This is a genomic window from Rahnella bonaserana (assembly GCF_019049675.1).
GTDB classification, from domain to species: Bacteria; Pseudomonadota; Gammaproteobacteria; order Enterobacterales; family Enterobacteriaceae; genus Rahnella; species Rahnella bonaserana.
Map to the genome: position 1 here is coordinate 62620 of NZ_JAFMOW010000061.1, position 19355 is coordinate 81974.

Consider the following 19355-nt stretch of genomic DNA (forward strand, 5'->3'; position numbering starts at 1 on the left):
CTGTTATGTCGCATGCAGTCAGAAGAATTTTGCTTTAAGTCCCCCCATATAGAGGAAGTTAAAATGCCCAAACGTATCCTGTTTGTATTGACCAGCCATGACCGTAAAGGTCAAGCCGAGAGTAAAGATGCCGCACCCAGTGGTTTCTATCTTTCTGAGGTGTCTCACCCCTACGATGTACTCACAAAAGAAGGATATGAAATTGATTTCGTGAGTCCCAAGGGAGGCAAGACACATGTTGACGGTTTAGACCTCAGCGATCCGGTTAACGCCTCCTTTTGGAATAATGATTCCTTACGCGAGGCAACTAAAACCACATTAAAACCCTCGCAGATTGATCCTGACGTCTATGACGCCGTCTACTATGCAGGAGGGCATGCGACGATGTGGGATCTCCCTGACAATATAGAGTTGGCGGGTGTTTCATCACGAATTTATGAAAAGGGTGGCGTTGTCGCTGCGGTTTGTCATGGCCCCGCCGGATTGGTGAATATTCGGCTTTCCGATAATGAATATCTGGTTGCGGGCAAAAAGGTGTCAGCTTTTACCAACGATGAAGAACGTGCTGTAGGGTTGTACGACATTGTTCCATTCTTACTTGAAGACACGCTGAAGCAAAGAGGTGCTGAGCATCTTGCAGCCGCAAATTTTCAGCCACAGGTGATTGTCAGCGAGAGATTAGTGACCGGACAGAATCCCGCTTCCGCAAAAGGAGTCGCTGAGGCAATGCTGCCTTTGTTGGCTTCTATTGAAAATAGAAGAGCCTGAGTTATGAAAGAACGCATGCCTTTTGTTATATATGTCTTTGCACTCTGCGCTTTTGCTTTGGGATTCACTGAATTTGTCACGATCGGCTTAGTTTCCAGGATATCAGCTGATCTAAACGTCAGTGTCAGTCATGTAGGTACAGCGGTGACAGCCTACGCCCTCGGTGCCGTAATTGGTGCTCCGGGATTAACTGCGTTGGCAACACGATGGCCTCGTAAAAGATTATTACTTGTTGCTATGGGCCTGTTTACAGTTGGCAATGGTATCGTCGGTGCGTCTGAGTCCCTAACGCCTATGTTGATTGCACGATTTGCTTCCGGTTTAGGGCACGGAGTGTTTCTTGCTGTTGCTTCAAGTGTGGCAACCCAACTGGCTGGGCGACATCGTGCTGGCGCCGCTGTTTCGGTCGTTTTTGGCGGTCTTACAATTGCGTTGGCATTAGGCGTACCACTTGGTACCTACATCGGTAGTCTGTTGAGTTGGCAGTCTATATTCATGGCAGTAACGGCAAGTGGAGCGATCGGTTTCATTGGATTGGCAATGCTGATGCCCACGGATCAAAATGATCCCTCCTTGCAAGCAAATGCCATGGACGGTTTAAAAGCCATGTTCAACCCACTACTGCTTGCGGGAGCAGGAATTACAGTTTTGGCCTATGCAGGATCTTTTGCCCTGTATACGTATATTTCCCCGATTCTACTTCAGGTAACGCATGTAGACGAGCGTACGAGTAGTTTGCTTATGTTGGTCTACGGCGTGATGGCCGCTATCGGGAATGTCTGGGGTGGTCGCCTGACTGACAAGCAAGGTGCAGATCGTGCCGTGATGACAATTCTTATTGGTCTGGCGATCGTCCTCTTTGCTATGTGGTTCTCTGTCTCATCCTTAATGTTAATGGCACTGTTTATTGGGTTGCTTGGAGCATTGACATACGCAGCGGTCCCCTCAATGCAAGCAAGAGTGATAGGGCTATCTCACATACATGCACCTGAAGCTCCAGCTGTGGCAGCAGGACTGAATATTGCCGGTTTTAACGGAGGAATTGCATTAGGGTCGCTATTGGGGGGGGTAGCACTGGATGTTACTGGTCTTACAAGCCCTACTTGGGTTGGAGGCGGAGTAGTAATCGTTGGTATTTTATGGATGTTATTACAAATAAATTCTAATAAAAGACGCACCACCTCCGATTACTCCTGATAGTACACATAGCATTTAAAATGGCTCAGTGAACACCAAATCACTGAGCCATTTTATTTTACCTCTTTGAAAAATGTCACAACCAAACATAGGTTATTTTTTATTTTATAAAATCAGCCCATGTCATTCTGATCTATTTCATATCAATCAGAATTTTAAACATCTTTCAAAAACACAGCGAAATTCATCAGCAATATCATTGTGTGAAAGGAGATGTATTATGTCAGACAATCCAACTTGCCTAAACATTAGAGATGGAATTCCAGACTGGATAACTATAAGGGAGGCGGTAAGACTTCTCAATGCATTGAATGGGTGTAAAATAAGAAAAAGTGATTTTTATCGATTTGCTCTGCAAGGGAAAATTCGGTTTTCAATATATTTTCAATCCCCAGTAATATTGAGGAAAATTAAATCACGAAATCATAAATTAAAGCTAAGACCAATAAAAAATTCGTCAACGATGAAATCATTCATGCCTGCCGAAAGTTCCTTTGTCAACGAGAACAATTTAACTTTCAGTACTGAAGGAAGATATATCCACCCTGTACAAAGAGTCATTGACACAACATTACTCGGCTATGAATATGTCCTTATACAGCGTTTACTTGCACATTCATTAAAGATACCATCACCTGTAACAGGAGCAAAGTCGAATAATTATGGTATTACCGTCTGTTTATTGGGGGAATCGTTTCAACTTTTCGAAAAGATGACATGGCATGAAAGAATCGAACGACACGTAAAAAGGCTACCTAAAGATATTTCATCAGATGATTACGAAGATATAATACTAAACGCTACAAAGAAAGATTCGCATAAATATTATTTTCCTATGCCTGAATTACCGAGTGATGCCTGCTTTGTCCTCAGAAAAAGTGAACTTGATAAGTTGATCAACAAACCGATCGAAAAAGAAATACTTCAACCGTCTCCAACTCGGATATCCACCCCTCTATCACGCCTCTTCTGGCTTGCCTGCAAAAATAATGAAACTATCAGTCCGTTAATCATGCAACCGTATAAACTACTGTCCATTTTTGAACAATGGGCATCTGAGGAAGGCATTACCGATCGATTCAGTGGCGACACGCTCAAGACTGCGCTTGAGCGCGGCTCGCCCCCTTCCCTGCCAACACAAAAGTAAGATGATGCCCTTCGCTATGAAAACCCGTATTAAGGATTGTATTTCCCGTAATACGGGCTAATCAACTTTCTCCACACCACGACTTTGTGTTGTCGTGTTATCTCCCGGCTAGCGCTATATCTGCCACAGGAGAATAACGTGACATCTCATCAGTTATTACGTCTGAAACAGGTTGAGGAAAAAACGGGCCTGAAGCGCTCTCAAATCTATCTGTATATGAAAGACGGCACCTTCCCCCGCTCAATCAAGATTGGCCCGGCCAGTGTCGCCTGGCTCGAATCGGAAATTGACGAATGGATCAATATTAAATTAGTCCGCCGCTCAATAGGCTGAAGGGAGAAAATACCATGATTATCCCATCACTTAATTACGCCGTATTAACCGATGCCCTGCATGCATTGAAGGATGGCAACATTCGTTACTGTGAATCGCTAGGATTCACTTTCGACGAAATGAATGCCCTCAACCAATTATCACTGGACGAGCTGTTTATCATCAGTCGGGAGTCTGCGCAGTTTTTGGCTGTGACGGTTCATCACGACGCATTACACCTGCTTCTGGCTAAATCCCGTGAGGAGGTTCTGCAGCAGCAACGTATCAATCATGCCATCCGGCTCGGCGGGTCAATTGCGCTCCTCAATAAGTATTTTGGCCTCACCTCCAACGAAGTTTGCCTTCGTCGCCGGTTACTGGGCGTCCGTGTGCCTTATGGCCGGACGCCAGAACCGGACGAAGAGACGGATGCGGCCATCTGGCGGCAATGGCAACAATGCCGGGTGGCCAACCTGGAATCGACCGATGCGTTGGCCGCCATGATGCAGGTAACGCAAACCCTGCTGGCGAAAGTCGAAGGGTTATCACTGACCATCGTCTGGAAGCGTATCGCACTTTGCGAACAGGAGGCGTCAGACCGGAGGGCCACACATGCCGGATGAGATCGACCGCGATCAGGAATTTAATGAGCAACGACTGGAAGAGATGATTGAACAGAGTCGTTTTAAGCCAGGGTCTACACCATCATTATTCAATTGCCGTGTGTGCGGAAAGCCCATTCCTGAAAAGCGACGGCAGGCACTGCCGGGCATAACCACCTGCACGGAATGTCAGGAAAAACTTGAACGCCGAAGACGTTAATAATGGTCACAGAGACATGCAGGAATATTTCCCCTGCATGTCTCTATCATTAACTATAAATCCACAGTCGTCTTTATTAACTATTTCACTTCCTTTTATTCCTCGCAGAGTTTTTAGCCTCTCCACCGTTAATTTATCTCTCATTTTAAATTTGAATTTATCGTTTATATACCGCCCCGGATATCTGATCATGAAGACGTCATTACATAATAGTTACCCGTATTGACGTTAATTCGCTTGGAACGGGTATTGTTCTTTAAAAATAAGGTTCGGGCTGTCACATAACCACAATTCAGGGTGCCGCTGAATGTTCTCGCTGACCCGTTAAAACCGGAATGCAGAATTGGGATGTGACATTTATTTAACTCATCGTTGTTTTTATTAGAGGAGGCCACATGCGAAAACCCATTTATCACGTATTTGTCACCCAGGAAAGTCAACCCGATGCACAGGGCGAAATAAACACGTATTGGACCAGGGTTGGCGTGGCGTTCGCTCATAACGGTAAGTCTGGCCTGAATATCATGCTGACACCCGGTATTGCTGTCTCCGGCAAGCTGGTGCTGCTTGAACCCAGAGAAGATAGCGGCATTTCGCAGGATACCGCCTCTGCTTAATCCGCTTTTGACCTTCCTCCGGCAGGGGCTTGGTATACACCCGCCGGGCTGACTGTTAAGAGACCACCATGCTATCCACCACAGCCTTTCTTACGCTGTCGATGCAGTGCGCCGCCAGCGTTCACCCGTCTACGGCACTCGATGTGGCGCGGGTCGAATCCGGTTTGAATCCGTATGCCATCGCTGAAATTCTGCCCGGTGGCAAAGGCGTGACTTCACATTTCCCCACAAGCAAGGATGAGGCCGTCAGTCTCACCGGACGGCTGGCGGCACAGGGCCGACGTTATTCGGTCGGGCTGATGCAAATCACCAGCACCAATTTCCGTCATTACGGCGTGACCGCCCGTGACCTTCTTGCCCCCTGTACCAACCTGTCCGTGTTTGAGCACATCCTCACCGACTGCTACCGCCGCGGCGGTTCCCTCAAACGTGCGCTCAGTTGCTACTACTCAGGAAATTTCACGACCGGCCAACAGCCGGAATCTACATTTAACCAGACCAGCTACATCCAGCGCATCGGCTACGCCGTGCCGTCAACGCAGGAAGACCGGCAGCTACCTCCCGCCGAAAAGCTCGTGCCGGAAATCCATTACCCCACCGCCGTCTTGCGTGGCGAGCTTACCGATAACGCCACGCCAGTTCTGACATCCCTACGCTACCCCAATGCCGTTATACGCGGCGCGTTACCCATTCCCGGCCCCCAGGAGGGACAATGATGAAAAGAAAAGAGTATGACTGGACCGTCCTCTCTTCCTTGTTAATGGCAAGCCCGGTGCTGGCAGCAGACAGCGGATTTAATAAAGCCAATGAGACGCTGAGTAACACCTCCACCGGCCTGCTCGGACTGGCCGCCGTCACCATCACGCTGGCCACCATGTGGGTAGGATACAAAGTCTTATTTGACGGCAAGAGCCTGCATGACATGCGCAACGTCATCATTGGCGCCATCCTTATCGTCGGTGCATCAGGTTTCGGTGCCTACTGGGCGTCATAAGGGAGGTAACGATGGCTACGCTGAACAAAGCGCTGACGCGACCTGCCGCCATAGCCGGCATTCCCCTCGTGCCGTTCGTGATGGTCAGCGGGGCCATCGTCCTGCTGGCGGTCTATGTCAGCTATTACCTGATATTACTGCTTATTCCCGCCTGGCTGGAGATGAAGGGAAAGGCCAGAACCGATATTCACTATTTCGGGCTGCTCTGGCTGGCCTTTAAAACCCGTGGCCGTTTTGGCACCAATAAACATTTTGGTGCCAATGCCCTGCTGGCAAACCGCTATGACGCCGTCGACGTCTCGGAGTTTATTGAAAAAATGAAGTTAAACGAGCACGTTACGCTGGATAAATACATTCCGTATTCCTCCCATCTTCACCCGCACGTCATCAGAAACCGCCAGGGTGATTTGGTAGCCAGCTGGGAGCTGGAGGGCACCATTTTTGAATGCGAGGACGAACATCATCTGACGTTAATGGCGACGCATCTCAATAACGTGATTCGTGGGTATGAAGGTCTGCCGGTTACCTTCTATCTTCACCGTATCCGGGAAAAGTACCACGATGTCTTTGACGCGAATTCAGGCATTCCCTTTTCTGATGAAGTGACCCGGCTGTATTACCAGCCGATCAGCGAAAAACCGTTCTGGCGGCACCGGCTGTTTTTCACCCTCTGCTACGCGCCCCTCTCTCCGCTGGAGAAAAAGGCCATGAAGGCGCAGCCGTCCGGTAAACGCAAAGCGGCGCTGGATGATGCCCTGAAAGTGATGCTGGAATACCGGGAGGCACTGGCTTCCGCGCTGTCCCGCTATACGGCGACGCCGATGGGGATGTATGAAGACAACGGACGGGTGTATTCCGCCCAGCTGTCCTTTTATCACCGCCTGCTCACCGGCCAGTGGCAAAAGGTGGCGGTCACGCGTGCGCCGTTTTATGAAACATTAAGCACGCCGGATGTCTTTTTTACCACCGACACCGCCGAGTGCCAGACAGTCGGCGGCTCCCGTTTTTTCCGCAGTCTGGAAATCAAAGATTATTCGCCGGAAACCGCGACCGGCCTGCTGGACGCGCTGCTGTATGCCGAAAGCGAGTATGTGCTGACACAGTCCTTCACCTGCATGGCCCGCGATGAGGCGCAGAAGCATATTCGCCTGGCGGAAAAGCGCCTGAATTCGGCGGATGACGACGCCATTTCACAGCGTGAAGAGCTGATTGTCCTGCGTGACCTGCTCCAGTCCGGGCATGTGTCCTGCGGGAAATACCACTTCTCCCTGCTGGTATCTTCAGACAGCCCCGAGCAGGTGGTGAAGGATACCAACGCGCTGGCGCAGCCTTTCGCCGACCTCGGCATCATGACAACGCTGTCCACGCTGTCGCTGCCCGCCGCGTACCTGGCGCAACTGCCGGGGGTGTATACGCTGCGCCCCCGTCTGGTGGTCGTCAGCAGCCAGAACTTTGCCGACCTGGCGAGCCTGCACAACTTTCATTCCCACAAGCGGAACGGCAATCCCTGGGGCGATGCCATCGCCATCCTCAAATCCCCTGGCGGTGGCGGGTATTACCTGAACCTGCACGACAGCCAGAGCGGGCGGGATGACTTCAACGAAAAAACGCCGGGTAATACAGCGATTATCGGGAAAACCGGCTCCGGGAAAACGATGCTGATGACCGTCATGCAGCAACTGATGCAGAAGTACCGCAATCCGGCGACGTTCTCTGAATCAGCCCCTCTTAAGCTACTGACTACCGTGTATTTCGACAAGGACCGGGCGGCGGAGATGGCGATACGTCAGATGGGCGGGCGTTATTTTCGTATTCGCACCGGCGTGCCTACCGGTTTCAACCCGTTTTCGCTGGCCCCAACCCGGCGGAATATCAGCTTTATCAAACGGCTGGTACGCATGCTGTGCGGCCGCAACGGCAAGCCGCTCGATCCGCGCGATGAGGAGCGCATCAGTGCCGCCGTGGATACCATTATGCTCGACTACCCGCCGGAATACCGCAAGTTCGGTATCACCCGGCTGCTGGAAGTCCTGCCGGAGCCGCCAACCCCCGACGCCCGCATCAACGGGCTACGTATTCGCCTTAAACAGTGGGCGCAGGGCGGCGAGTTCGGCTGGGTATTCGACAATGAGGAGGACACCTTCAACATCAGCGACGTCGAAAATTTTGGTATCGACGGTACGGAATTTCTCGATGATGACGATATTCGCGGCCCCATCACGTTTTATCTGCTGTACCGCGTCACCAGCCTGCTGGATGGTCGCCGGCTGGTGATGTTCATGGACGAGTTCTGGAAATGGCTGGCCGATGTCGAATTTTCCCGCTTCTCGCTCAATATGCTGAAAGTGATCCGCAAGCTCAACGGCATCTTCGTCCCCGCCACCCAGTCGCCTGACGAAATCGTCACACACCCGATTGCCCCGGCGATTATCGAGCAGTGCAGCACGCAGATTTTTCTCGCCAACCCGAAGGCCAGCCGGGCGGATTACGTGGAAAAGATGAAAGTGCCGGAAAGCGTGTACGACATCGTTAGAAACCTCGATCCGGGTGAGCGCGACATGGTGGTTCTGAAAACGCCGTTACGTGGAGGTGAAACCCGACCGTTTGTGGCGATGGCGAAAATGGATTTAGCGGGTCTCGGGAAACTTACCAAAATGCTGAGCGGGAGCGAAGACAACCTGAAACTGTTCGACACCCTTTATCAGGAAGGTATGCAGCCTGATGACTGGAAAGCCGCCTTCCTTGAACAAGCCCTGTAATAATCCTGACGGAGGTAATGAAAATGCGGTTCAGAGATATCATACTGGCGTTATCGCTGTTTATTTCCACCCAGGCGATGAGCGCCGGAATACCGGTATTCGACGCCGTACAGAATACCGAATCCATGAATCAGTGGATCCAGAAACTCCAGCAGTGGCAGGAAACCGTCACCCACTATAGAAGTGAACTCGATGCCTACAAGCAGCAATTAGCCACAGCAACGGGCGTGCGGGACGTTCAGGCATTTCTCCGCGAGGCCAAAAGTCTGAAAGCCGATATCGATAGTCTTCGTCAAAACGGTATTTCACTGGATGACCTGCTGAGCAACCAAAGCGGGTCATATTCGTCTGAACTTAATAGCTTGTATAACAAATATAAAACGTTCGATACCTGTAACCCGTCCAGCGCTTCACAACGCTATCTGGACAGCTGCAAACAGACGATCCTGAATCAGGCTGTAGCGATAGAAAATACGTCCGAGGTTGAAAATAAATTCGCGGGCACGCTCGACGATATATCAGATTTATCAGACCGTATTGCTAATGCGCAGGATTCGAAAGAGTCACAGGACCTGGCTAACGCCATCGCGGCCAAAAGCGTACAATTGAATGCGCTGACCAGCCAGTGGGAGATGTCAGTCAAACAAACTGAACAGCGAGCAACGCTGCTGGAACAGCAAAAACAGAAAGCCTTTGAGCAACAGCAATTAACTGCGCCCGTTGCTGATCTGAACTCTTTATAGGGAGGTTAACATGTTAAACCCCGGATTAACCTTATGCGTCATGTCAGGCATTCTCTTCTTATCCGGTTGTAAAGAGACGAAATCAGAAGCCTGGTATAAAGAACATCCCGATGAAACCTATAAAGTCTATACGCAATGCCTCACGGATGGTGAGGCAAGCGACAACTGCGAGTTTGCACACCGGGCAGCACTCATGTTTGCCCAGACAGGGAAACCCGGCATCAGGGAAAAATTCGAGACGCTGTTTCAGCAGGAAGCCCAAAAAAGAAAATCCGTCACTCAGTAAGATCCCCGCCAACAAAAACAGGGATCCCTCCCTGTTTTTATCCCCTGTCTGTTCCTGACTAATGAGAGGCACCATGTCCGGTGGTATTTTTGTTGGTATGGACAAAAACATCATGGATGGACTCAATGCCGTGTTAGAAGGTCAGTCTTCTACCTACGGCACCCTAATCAGTGTGATTATCGTCAGTTCCTTCACCCTATTTATTACGTATCGCGGGTATCAGACGCTTGGCGGCAAACTCCAGACACCGGTTGAAGATGTTGTCTGGGATGTGGGGCGCATGTTGCTGATCACCACTTTCGTTTTAAACCGCGATGGCTGGCTAAATGCCATCATTGCGGCCATTGAAGGGCTTAAGGACGGCATCAGTGGCGATGATAATGTCTGGGCACTGCTCGACACGGTGTGGGAAAAGGCACAAGCGCTGGGGCAAACGCTGTTCAATTTGGACACTTCTACCTACGTTAAAGTGAATGGCGGTTTTGCCGAGGTGCTGGTCTGGGCCGGTGCAATCGTTCTGTTACTGGCTGCAACCTTTGTCAACCTGCTCGCCGAAATCACCATTCTGTTAATGACCACCACCGCCCCACTCTTTATTTTCTGCCTGCTGTACGGTTTTCTTAAACCCATGTTTGATAACTGGCTGAAAACAATATTTACCGCAATCTTAACGATCATGTTCTCTGCCCTGTCTGTCCGGATCGCCATCAACTACCTGAATACAATACTGGATGCCGCCACAGCAACGTCTGCTGAAAGCAATATGGTGACCCTGGCGGCGCAATGTTTGCTGGCCGGGATTGCAGCAGGCGTCGTGGTGTATTTTTCAGCGAAAATAGCCACTGCGCTGAGCGGTGCCGCCGTGCAGGCCGTGTTACAGGGAGCAGCCATGAGCGGACTGAACGGGCTGGCGAGCAAATCTGCCGACGTAGCCAGACCCGGCATAAAGGCAGGGGGCCGACTGACCGCCAAAGGTGGCATGGCCGCAGCAGCGACAACCGGCAGGTTCATTGCCGCAGGGGCGGGAAAAACCGTGAGCGCCTGGCAGAAACGTGCCACCGCCATTGAAAGCATGAAACGCCAGAATCAGCAGCGTCACCGTTAATCCTCCCGACCGCTAATCTCATTCCCCCGTCACGCCGTGGCCTCTGCCAGCGGTGCGGCTTTCCTGCATTAATCCGATAAGAGGCTTCCATGAAATTCAGCATCTTGCTTCTGGTGTTGTGCGCGCTTACGGGCTGCGCGCAGCATCAGGGCGACCTCCCGCCGGTGTCCGGCGATCCCCAGCCGGTTAATTCCCCCGCCATCATTCAGGAGCTGACTCACCATGTCTGATATTCAGCGCATCATTAATGTCTCGCGCTCTTTTGAATCCATCCTGCTGGAAAAGGAAGAGCGTTCCCGCAAAACCGCTTGGCGGGTGGCCGCTGCCGGGCTGATTCTGGCTGCACTGGCAATTACGGCCATGATTATTCTGCTGCCGCTGAAAACCACTGACATTGAATTGTGGTCGGTGGATAAACAAACAGGTCGTTATGAGTATATGACCCGCATTAAAGAGCGGGATATGGCGTCTGAAAAAGCGCTGGCCCATTCACTGGCGGCACACTATGTCAGACTCCGTGAGGGATATAATTATTTCTCCCTCCAGCGTGATTACGACGACGTGCAGTTATTTAACAGCAACAGCGTGAACCGGGATTATCTGGACGGGTTTAACGGCGACCAGGCACCGGATGTTGTTTTTAATAAAGCCGAATATGTCGTCTATATCGACATTATTTCCAATGTGCATGCGCCTGCCACCGGGCCGGATAATCTGGCCACACTGCGTATTAAGCGCACCCTCCGCCGTATCTCTGATAATTCAGTGAAAACGGACTTCTGGAATATCCGCCTCACTTACCGTTATGTCCCGCATCAGCAACTGACGGACAGTCAGCGTGAAGTGAACCCGCTGGGCTTTATCGTCACCAGCTACCAGCGCGATAAAGAACTGAGGAGCGAATGATGCTGAAAAACATCCTGCTCCTGACGGGCTTACTCGCGTCATGCGCGGCATGGGGCACCGCCACCCCGCGCGGCAGCGCCTATGACAGCCGGATGCAGAACGTATCGTATAACAGCCAGAACGCCACGGTCGTCAATACCCGCCCTGGCTACGTCACCACGCTGCTGTTTGACGACGATGAGACCGTGACTGACGCGCAAGCGGGCTTTCCCAAAGGCTGGACGGTAACGAAAAGTGATAACCGGGTGGACGTCAGCCCGAACCCCATCACCCAGCCGGTGACGGACGCCAGCGGCAACAACGTCAGCCAGGTATTTTTGCCCACGGCAAAGGACTGGAAGACCAACCTCTTCGTGGTGACATCAATGCGTGATTACAGCCTGGAGCTGAACGTGCTGGACCACGATTCCCCCGCGCAGGCGTTCGTTATCCGTTACCACTATCCGGCCGAGGTTCGCCAGCAATCCGCCACCGCCAGCGCCGAGCATCAGACGCAGCAGCGTGAAAGACAGGAGAAGCAGCAGATAGCGGCAGCATTCGGACAGGCCAGCATGCCACGCAACTGGCGCTACACCAAACGGGTCGCCGCCGGTTCGACCTCCATCGCACCGGATTTTGCCTGGGATGATGGTCATTTTGCCTATATCGGTTTTTCCCCCCTCAGAACCCTGCCTTCCGTTTCCCGGGTGGTTAACGGACGGGAGCAGGCAGTCACGCCCCGGACGGTTAAGCAGGGTAATTACATCGTGATGGTGGTGCCGGCATCACCACAACTGGTGCTGCGTTACGGCACCTCGGTCGTGGGGATCGAAAACGACGGATTCGGGCGCATCCCGATAACCCGCAGCGACACTGTTTCACCGTCCGTTACGCTGGAGGCTAAATGACCGATAAACCTGTCCCGGACGAACCGGAAAAAACCATCGCAGAGCGGGAAGCGGAAGCCCGCGAACGCGCCCGTGCGGCAATGGCGTATCAGGAGCCGGAGCAAAGAACACCCCCCGGCCAGCCGGAAGTGACCCGTTTTCGTAAGGTATCCGGTCGCCGCACGCTGATCGTCAGCCTGATGAGTCTGACTCTGGTGATCGTCCTGGCATCCGGCGGCGATCGTCTTTTCAGTGCATTGAAAGGGGGTAATGAGAAAGAAGCCGACACCGCGCCGCCGCCCTCCGCCGGGAAGACGTTTCATGAGCGTCAAAATCTGGGGATGGACAGTAATCCGTTTGGCCTGTTCGGGCCGCACACACAGGACGGAACAGCCCCTGTCAGCCAGACCGTCTCCTCCGCACCCACCCTGCCACCAACCCCACCCGACCTGAACAAGGCAGTTGCGCTGGCTGACGGCTTGAACAACGCCCGACCAATGCCGGGCGATAATACACGCACGTCCCCGGGCCAACTTCGCAGCAACGCAGAAACGTCCGACAGTCCGTCATCATCCACGACATACACATCCTGTCCGTCAGTACTGACCAGAGGTAAGGATGGCCGCCTGCGCTGCCCGGAGACTGCCGCGCCGGAAACGGGTAACAACGACAATCCAGACGTCGCCCGTGTCACCGGCGTCAGACGGTTGGGTCTCGATCCTGATCTCTATATCCCGGTGGACCGCTATATCCCGTGTTCGATGATGTGGCGCTTCGTGTCCGATGTCGGGGGGCATATTTCCTGTCTGATCAGTGAAGATGTTTACAGCGCCAGCAACCATGTGACGCTGATCCCGGCGGGAACGGTCGCCCGTGGTATCTACCGCACCGGGGCACTGCAACACGGACGCAGCCGGATGTTTGTGCTGTGGACGGAGCTGCGCACGCCTGAGCCCGGCAGCCTGCAAATCCCGCTAACTGATACGCAGGCCAGCGGCCCGCTCGGTGAGGCGGGGATCTCAGGTTGGATCGACAACCATTTCTGGGAGCGCTTCGGCAATGCCCTGATGCTCAGTACCGTGCAGGACGTGGCAGCGGCGGCGTCGGATGCTGCCCCGGGGAAAGACCGCAATACCGACTACACCGAAAACACCCGCGCTGCCACGGCGGAAATGGCGAAAACGACGCTGGACAACAGCATCAATATCCCGCCCACCCTTTACCTGAATCAGGGTGATGTCATCGGGATCATGACCGGCACCGACATTGATTTCTCATCCGTCTGGCAGCTGCGACTGAAAAAGAGGTGGTATGAACGCTGAAAACCTGTCGCTGGATTTTATGAAAAACCAGCTGTTTGGTGATTTTATTGCGCAGGACGGCCTGACGGAAATTGCCGTTAACCGGCCGGGTGAACTGCATACCAAAATCCGGGGGAAATGGCGAAGACATGAAGCCCCGATTACGCTGCGCCAGTGTTACGCCTTTGCCAGAGCGCTGGCGTCCTGGCAGGACGATAATATCGACGACACCTCGCCGATCCTTTCCGCCACGCTTGAATCAGGCGAGCGCATTCAGGCCATTATTCCCCCGGCCTGTGAGCGTAATACCGTGTCTATTACGCTGCGCAAACCCTCATTCGGGCAGAAAACGCATCAGTCATGGATTGATGCGGGATTTTATAACCGGGTAAGCGGTAAGGAGCGAACGGAAGGCAAAGATGTTGAATTGACCCGCTACTATCAAGGTGGGGATATTTCCCGCTTTATGGAAAAAGCGGTGGAATACGGCAAGACGATTTTTATCGTCGGTGAAACCGGCTCCGGTAAAACCACCTATATGAAAACGCTGCTGCACTCTATTCCCCGGCACCTCAGGCTGACCACCATCGAGGATAATCCCGAAATCCGGTTTTATCACCACACCAACTATGTCCATCTCTTTTATCCGGCAGACGCCGGGGATAATGCCATTGTCACGCCCGGCAGACTGATACGCGCTAATTATCGTATGAACCCTGACCGGATATTACTGGCTGAAATTCGCGGACAAGAAGCCTGGGATGCGCTGAAAATCGTCGGTTCCGGGCATGAGGGATTGATGACCTCCCTGCATGCGGGCAGCCCGGAAGAATGTATTGAAGGGTTAATTGACCGCTGCTATGAAAACCCCGACTGCCGGAACATGCCTTTCGACGTGCTGTTACGCAAGGTGCTTAAGAGCGTTGATGTGATAGTCAGCATTGATATTCACGGTGACATACGCCGTATGAGTGATGTTTATTTTAAACCCCTTCATCTCAATGGCATGAGAGGTGTATTCAGCAAAGGGCTCAAGTAAATAACTTATCGAATTACGCAACCCTCGTTTAAATATGAAGGTGACCGAAATGAAAAAATCAATATTCTCCGCATTATTACTCTGCATTATGGCGTCATATTCAACCTCCGTCATGGCCGCTGACGCCTGTGAAGTGGTGTTATGCATGTACGGTAAAGCCATCGGTAACGGCGGCGGCAATGAATGTCATTCGGCTGAACGTACATTCTTTAATATCGTGAAAAAGAACAAGCACGGTTTTCTGCCGGACCATACTGCCGATGCCAGAAAATCGTTCTTACTTGAATGTGATTCAGCAGACCCGGCAATAATCAGCCAGATTATCAATAAATTTGGCCGCGTGCGTGGTTAATTAGCGGAGGTTACCTTTATGACCAAACCGGGTTTTATTCAGCATCCATGGACACGTCAGCGCGGAGATTCCATGAGCGCAGCCTGTGTTATTGAGCACATTGAAAATGAGGCGATGCACGGATGCGGCCTTTATTATGAAATTTATCACTACCGGGTTGTCTGCCGGTTATTGCAGATGCTGCAAACGCTGAACGCCACCGACAGAATAACGCTGACAGAGGAAGCCAACCGGCGTGGGTTTACGCTGGATGAAACCAGCATTAAAGAAAGTCGTCAGTGTTATTCTGACATCATCAGGGAAATCCGCGAGAGCCTCTATTAATCCCTGTATTAATTTTATTCGCAGGTCCCCTATAGCGCCAAAATATTTCAGCCGAGTCCGGCTTAAGGCGTGGCGGTTTTCAGGTTTTACGGCCCCACATTTTTCGCGGATTAAGGCGTGAAGAAATGCGGGCCGTAAAAATGAGGCAGCGGACAGAATTATTTTCGCGGGTTAAGGAGCGAAAATAGTTCAGGCACCGCGCCTCACCGGCAAACAGCCGCGCCCACGCGGATTTTGCCGGCCGGGGGGAGCCGAATAAATTTCGCCGCCCCAGCGAGCGAAAAGCTGTCGCCCACGACAGCGCTTTATTTGGGGGGCATCGCCCCGCACACCGTCGCGGCTAAGTCTCCGGCCAAAAGCCGGTAGCGTGGCGCGACCACCCTCTTTAAAGGTCAGCTTCCCTTTTATTCACGCTGCGAGGAACGAGCAAAGGGAATAAAAAGGCGAAAGCGACCGTCTTAAAGGGGGTGGTCGCGCGTAGCGGGCGACGGTGTGCCGCCGTTGACGTTGGGGGTTTTGGCACGGCGTCCAGCCGCGACATTACCCCCATGCGACAGGCAATAAGGGCGTCCAGCCCGCATGTAGTGGCGCACGCCGTTTAATGCAGGAAAGCATGCTTCCCTGCATATGGCCGCAACGCGGCCACCTTCTTTACCCCATACGCTCGCCCCGCCTTTTCGCCCAATACCGTTGGGCGAATTGATGGGGCGATGTCGTGGGGCGAACTGCTGACGAAGGAGGCATCGTGATTTTGAATAAGCTGGCCGTTTCACTGTCGCCGATAGTGAATGGCGCGTTGAGCTTCATTGCTTTTATGCAACAGCATCAGCTGATGCTGGCGCTGTTATCGGGGTTGACGATGCCGTTTTTCATGTCGATGAAAAGCGATGAACGGCAAAAAGCCCCGTTGTGGCAAAAGCTGATTATTGCTTTTTCCCTGCTGTGTTTTCTTTCCGGTACGATGGCCCCGGTTGTTATCTGGATTTTCCAGTGGTTTTATAAAGACAAAGTAGTCGCCAGCATTCCCGTTCTGGCATGGCCGGTGCTAATTACCTTTACCCTGACGGGTTTTATTTTGCATATTCTGCTGCGCAGGGTATTAACACCTGAGTTAGATAAAATAAAGAAACGCCTCGTCAGGAAAACCACGCTTGAACGGGAATTACGCACCGATGTGCGCACGGTGAAATCCCTGCTGCCGGAAACACTGCATTATAACCCGCTGGATTATATTGACCTGAACAAAGGGTTATTTATCGGCATGGACCGCGATATTCAGCCGATGTACCTGCCGTTAAAAGACTGGCAAAAACAACACGCGGATATTATCGGCACCACAGGAGCTGGTAAGGGCGTTGCCACCGGGATATTACTTTATCAAAGTATCCTGGCCGGTGAAGGCGTATTTGTTATGGACCCCAAGGATGATGAATGGGCCCCCCACCTTTACCGGAAAGCCTGCGAGGATGCAGGCAAACCTTTTGCCCTGATTGACCTGCGAAAACCCCAGTACCAGTTAAACCTGATTGAAGAAATCACCGCCGATGAACTGGAAGAGCTTTTCGTTGCCGGGTTCAGTCTGGCAGAGAAAGGTCAGGAATCGGATTTTTATCGCATTGATGACCGGAAAGCGGCCCGGATAGCCGCGCAGTTTGTCACCCAGAATACTACCGCAACCATTCGGGATGTTTATAACGGAGACTACGTTCAGGGTATTGCCGATAAGATAAAAGCCTTTTTCGGAAAAATTGAAGAGCTGGCTTTGCTCAATGCCATTAATGCCCCCACCGGATTTTCGCTTAATACGATATTTGAGGAAGGCGGTTGCTGTTATGTCATCGGTTCGATGCGCAACAGCAAAATCATTACCGCTCAGCGTATGCTGCTGGTTCGCCTGTACCAGCTGGCAGAAAGGCGCGAGCGAGTGAAAAACGTGCCCCACCCCATTGCTATTTATCTTTCCGAACTGAAATACCATTTATCCAGGCCCGCGCTGGAAGGTTTAGGCGCGGCACGGGATAAAGGTGTACACATTATTATGGATCACCAGTCCATTGCCGATTTAAAAGACTGCCCGGCCGATTTGAAAGGTGACGCTGTTGTCGGCGCAGTCGTTGAGAACGCTAAATTCAAACTGGTTTATCGTGTCATGGATCCGGACACCGCTGAATGGGTGGCCAGGATGTCAGGCACTATATTAGTCGATGATGAGGTCCGCAAAGCGAAAACCGATGCCGTGCTGACAGAGACTATCGACGATGAACGCACCATCAGGCAGGCGGAGCGTTTCTTTACCGACAGCAATATGATCCTGAACCTACCCGATTTCGTCAGCTTCATCTTCACGACAAAAACACTCCCGGCTGCTTCGCTGATTTCGCCCATCAGGGTGAAAAAACGCGAACTGGAGATCTGTGCCGTGTCGCCCGCGATTGCCGCCACCGCCGCAACGGTTAACATATCCTTGGATTTTAGCGAGGAGGAAACATCCCCCGACCCCGCATCAACGCCGAATATCACCACAACGCGGCCCGATCTTTTTTTTGATGAGACGGGCGAAAAAGACACGACAATACCGAATGCCGATCAAGAGGAAAACCCGTCATTGCTGGATTTTTAAAGGGGGGAATGATGCTTATCACCGAATACAGCGAACGCCAGACGCGACACCGCGAAAAAATACAACGACTGCTGAATTTTCTGAAGGAAGAAACGTACAGTGACTTTAAAACGCTGATGCTGCTGTTCGGATTCCGAGATCATAAATCACTGTATTCCCTGCTTTCAAAAGTCGAGGGCATGGGCTTAATTCACAAGCACGTCTTGATATCGCGGACGATGAAAATTTCATTATGGGGCATAACCAGTGACGGACTGGCCGTTGTATTAACACCAGACGATGCGCTTTTCCCGGCGCGGTTTGAGCCTTCAAAAATCACCGGCTGGACGCTGGAGCATCACCTTGATAATCAGGCGGCCCGGATCATCCTTGAGCAAAAAGGCGCATCCGGGTGGATAAACGGGGATCGCACAACCTTCCTCAGCCGTTATCAGGTCAGTCACCGCCCTGACGGGCTGATTACCCTGCCCGGCGGCACCGTGATCGCCATTGAGACCGAGCGTCGCATGAAAACCAGAGCCCGTTATCAGTCGATTATCGCCAGCCATTTACTGGCCCGGACCCGTAAAGACTGGATTTACGTTTTTTATATCGTGCCGGACCCGCAGAAAAAACGCGGTCTTGAACGGCTCTTTGACAACATCAGGCACGTCATCGTTAACCATCAGCACATCCCGCTGGAAACCCGCCACCGAAATGTCTTCCGCATCTACACGCTCGACGAGTTGCAACGGCTGGATTTAGGCAACTGCATATAGTTGTTCTGTATCACTAACTGCCCCAACCCGCCCACCAGCAGCGCAACGACCGGAAGTAATGCCCTACCGAAATACTCCCCCATCATCAGAACAGACAGGACACCAGAATGAACAGAGAAACTGACCGACTTGCGGACGTACTGACCGAAATGAGCGCAAAAGCGCTGGTGACATGGATGACGCATTCCGCATTACAGGACATACCGCGCGAAGCATTACTGACTCGCGGCAGCGATTTTGTGTATGCCTTACAAGCAAATTTTGTGCTGCTGCGGGATGTTCTGTCAGAAACACTGGAAGATATTGAGCAGCAGAGTCATGGCCTCGAAGAAAGACTGGATAGCCTGGAACAGCGGCTACTTGCGCTTCAGGTAGTTGCTGGTAACCTGGAATAGCTGCATATTCAGCCCTGTCCGTGTGACTTGCTTTATTCCACTGT

General features: G+C 51.9%; 23 protein-coding genes. 22 read left to right on the top strand and 1 reads right to left on the bottom strand.

From position 1 onward, the window contains the following. Positions 1 to 63: 63 nt before the first annotated feature. From J1778_RS10870 to J1778_RS10930, 13 genes are all read left to right on the top strand, one after another. On the top strand, positions 64 to 768 hold the full coding sequence (locus tag J1778_RS10870) for a type 1 glutamine amidotransferase domain-containing protein (protein ID WP_024359930.1): 705 nt from the start codon (positions 64 to 66) through the stop codon (positions 766 to 768). Positions 769 to 771: 3 nt separating this feature from the next. After that, positions 772 to 1965: an MFS transporter gene (locus J1778_RS10875; protein ID WP_024359931.1), complete on the top strand. Its 1194-nt coding sequence runs from the start codon at positions 772 to 774 to the stop codon at positions 1963 to 1965. Positions 1966 to 2185: 220 nt separating this feature from the next. Further along, the gene (locus tag J1778_RS10880) at positions 2186 to 3112 is read left to right on the top strand and encodes a hypothetical protein (protein ID WP_217173177.1); all 927 of its coding nucleotides are present in this window, start codon (positions 2186 to 2188) and stop codon (positions 3110 to 3112) included. A 138-nt stretch (positions 3113 to 3250) separates the two neighbouring features. Further along, a complete protein-coding gene (locus tag J1778_RS10885) occupies positions 3251 to 3445 on the top strand; it encodes an AlpA family transcriptional regulator (protein WP_009635172.1) in 195 nt (64 codons plus the stop codon). 14 nt (positions 3446 to 3459) lie between these two features. Continuing rightward, positions 3460 to 4047, top strand: coding sequence for a DUF2857 domain-containing protein (locus tag J1778_RS10890; RefSeq protein ID WP_163520588.1), 588 nt, complete (start codon positions 3460 to 3462; stop codon positions 4045 to 4047). Beyond that, positions 4037 to 4246: a TraR/DksA family transcriptional regulator gene (locus J1778_RS10895; RefSeq protein WP_120150991.1), complete on the top strand. Its 210-nt coding sequence runs from the start codon at positions 4037 to 4039 to the stop codon at positions 4244 to 4246. The genes J1778_RS10890 and J1778_RS10895 overlap by 11 nt, the downstream gene beginning before the upstream one ends. 395 nt (positions 4247 to 4641) lie before the next feature. Next, a complete protein-coding gene (locus J1778_RS10900; protein WP_024359933.1) occupies positions 4642 to 4863 on the top strand; it encodes a hypothetical protein in 222 nt (73 codons plus the stop codon). 68 nt (positions 4864 to 4931) lie between these two features. Next, positions 4932 to 5579 carry a lytic transglycosylase domain-containing protein gene (locus J1778_RS10905; RefSeq protein WP_217173178.1) on the top strand — a complete coding sequence of 216 codons (648 nt, stop codon included), beginning with the start codon at positions 4932 to 4934 and terminating at the stop codon, positions 5577 to 5579. Then, a complete protein-coding gene (locus J1778_RS10910) occupies positions 5579 to 5857 on the top strand; it encodes a TrbC/VirB2 family protein (RefSeq protein WP_032693650.1) in 279 nt (92 codons plus the stop codon). The genes J1778_RS10905 and J1778_RS10910 overlap by 1 nt, the downstream gene beginning before the upstream one ends. 11 nt (positions 5858 to 5868) lie before the next feature. After that, on the top strand, positions 5869 to 8616 hold the full coding sequence (locus J1778_RS10915; RefSeq protein ID WP_217173179.1) for a VirB4 family type IV secretion/conjugal transfer ATPase: 2748 nt from the start codon (positions 5869 to 5871) through the stop codon (positions 8614 to 8616). A gap of 23 nt (positions 8617 to 8639) precedes the next feature. After that, a complete protein-coding gene (locus J1778_RS10920) occupies positions 8640 to 9359 on the top strand; it encodes a TrbJ/VirB5 family protein (RefSeq protein WP_217173180.1) in 720 nt (239 codons plus the stop codon). A 10-nt stretch (positions 9360 to 9369) separates the two neighbouring features. Beyond that, complete coding sequence (locus J1778_RS10925) at positions 9370 to 9645, top strand: EexN family lipoprotein (RefSeq protein WP_217173181.1); 276 nt, start codon at positions 9370 to 9372, stop codon at positions 9643 to 9645. Positions 9646 to 9718: 73 nt separating this feature from the next. After that, the gene (locus tag J1778_RS10930) at positions 9719 to 10750 is read left to right on the top strand and encodes a TrbL/VirB6 family protein (RefSeq protein WP_217173182.1); all 1032 of its coding nucleotides are present in this window, start codon (positions 9719 to 9721) and stop codon (positions 10748 to 10750) included. Between the two features lie 68 nt (positions 10751 to 10818). On the opposite strand, the gene J1778_RS10935 is transcribed toward J1778_RS10930, so the two are convergent. After that, entirely contained in the window at positions 10819 to 10974 is a 156-nt protein-coding gene (locus J1778_RS10935; protein ID WP_217173183.1) for a hypothetical protein, read from the bottom strand. Between J1778_RS10935 and J1778_RS10940 the strand changes: the two genes are divergently transcribed. The 9 genes from J1778_RS10940 to J1778_RS10980 all read left to right on the top strand — a co-directional run bounded on the left by J1778_RS10940 (position 10973) and on the right by J1778_RS10980 (position 19311). Continuing rightward, entirely contained in the window at positions 10973 to 11656 is a 684-nt protein-coding gene (locus J1778_RS10940; protein WP_217173184.1) for a VirB8 family type IV secretion system protein, read from the top strand. The two genes, J1778_RS10935 and J1778_RS10940, sit on opposite strands and share 2 nt — an antisense overlap. Further along, positions 11656 to 12543, top strand: coding sequence for a P-type conjugative transfer protein VirB9 (gene virB9 / locus J1778_RS10945; RefSeq protein WP_217173260.1), 888 nt, complete (start codon positions 11656 to 11658; stop codon positions 12541 to 12543). Before J1778_RS10940 ends, virB9 begins: the two co-directional genes overlap by 1 nt. Beyond that, positions 12540 to 13844 (top strand): VirB10/TraB/TrbI family type IV secretion system protein, encoded by a 1305-nt coding sequence (virB10, locus tag J1778_RS10950; protein WP_217173185.1) that lies wholly within the window; start codon positions 12540 to 12542, stop codon positions 13842 to 13844. The genes virB9 and virB10 overlap by 4 nt, the downstream gene beginning before the upstream one ends. Next, positions 13834 to 14862: a P-type DNA transfer ATPase VirB11 gene (gene virB11, locus J1778_RS10955; RefSeq protein ID WP_217173186.1), complete on the top strand. Its 1029-nt coding sequence runs from the start codon at positions 13834 to 13836 to the stop codon at positions 14860 to 14862. Before virB10 ends, virB11 begins: the two co-directional genes overlap by 11 nt. A 49-nt stretch (positions 14863 to 14911) precedes the next feature. Continuing rightward, positions 14912 to 15214 carry a TrbM/KikA/MpfK family conjugal transfer protein gene (locus J1778_RS10960; RefSeq protein ID WP_217173187.1) on the top strand — a complete coding sequence of 101 codons (303 nt, stop codon included), beginning with the start codon at positions 14912 to 14914 and terminating at the stop codon, positions 15212 to 15214. A gap of 18 nt (positions 15215 to 15232) precedes the next feature. Beyond that, the gene (locus J1778_RS10965; protein ID WP_217173188.1) at positions 15233 to 15538 is read left to right on the top strand and encodes a hypothetical protein; all 306 of its coding nucleotides are present in this window, start codon (positions 15233 to 15235) and stop codon (positions 15536 to 15538) included. Positions 15539 to 16283: 745 nt separating this feature from the next. Next, positions 16284 to 18158 (top strand): type IV secretory system conjugative DNA transfer family protein, encoded by a 1875-nt coding sequence (locus J1778_RS10970; RefSeq protein ID WP_121525786.1) that lies wholly within the window; start codon positions 16284 to 16286, stop codon positions 18156 to 18158. Between the two features lie 11 nt (positions 18159 to 18169). Continuing rightward, a complete protein-coding gene (mobC, locus tag J1778_RS10975; RefSeq protein WP_131010695.1) occupies positions 18170 to 18916 on the top strand; it encodes a MobC family replication-relaxation protein in 747 nt (248 codons plus the stop codon). A 107-nt stretch (positions 18917 to 19023) separates the two neighbouring features. After that, the gene (locus tag J1778_RS10980; RefSeq protein ID WP_115657475.1) at positions 19024 to 19311 is read left to right on the top strand and encodes a hypothetical protein; all 288 of its coding nucleotides are present in this window, start codon (positions 19024 to 19026) and stop codon (positions 19309 to 19311) included. The last annotated feature ends 44 nt before the right edge of the window (positions 19312 to 19355 follow it).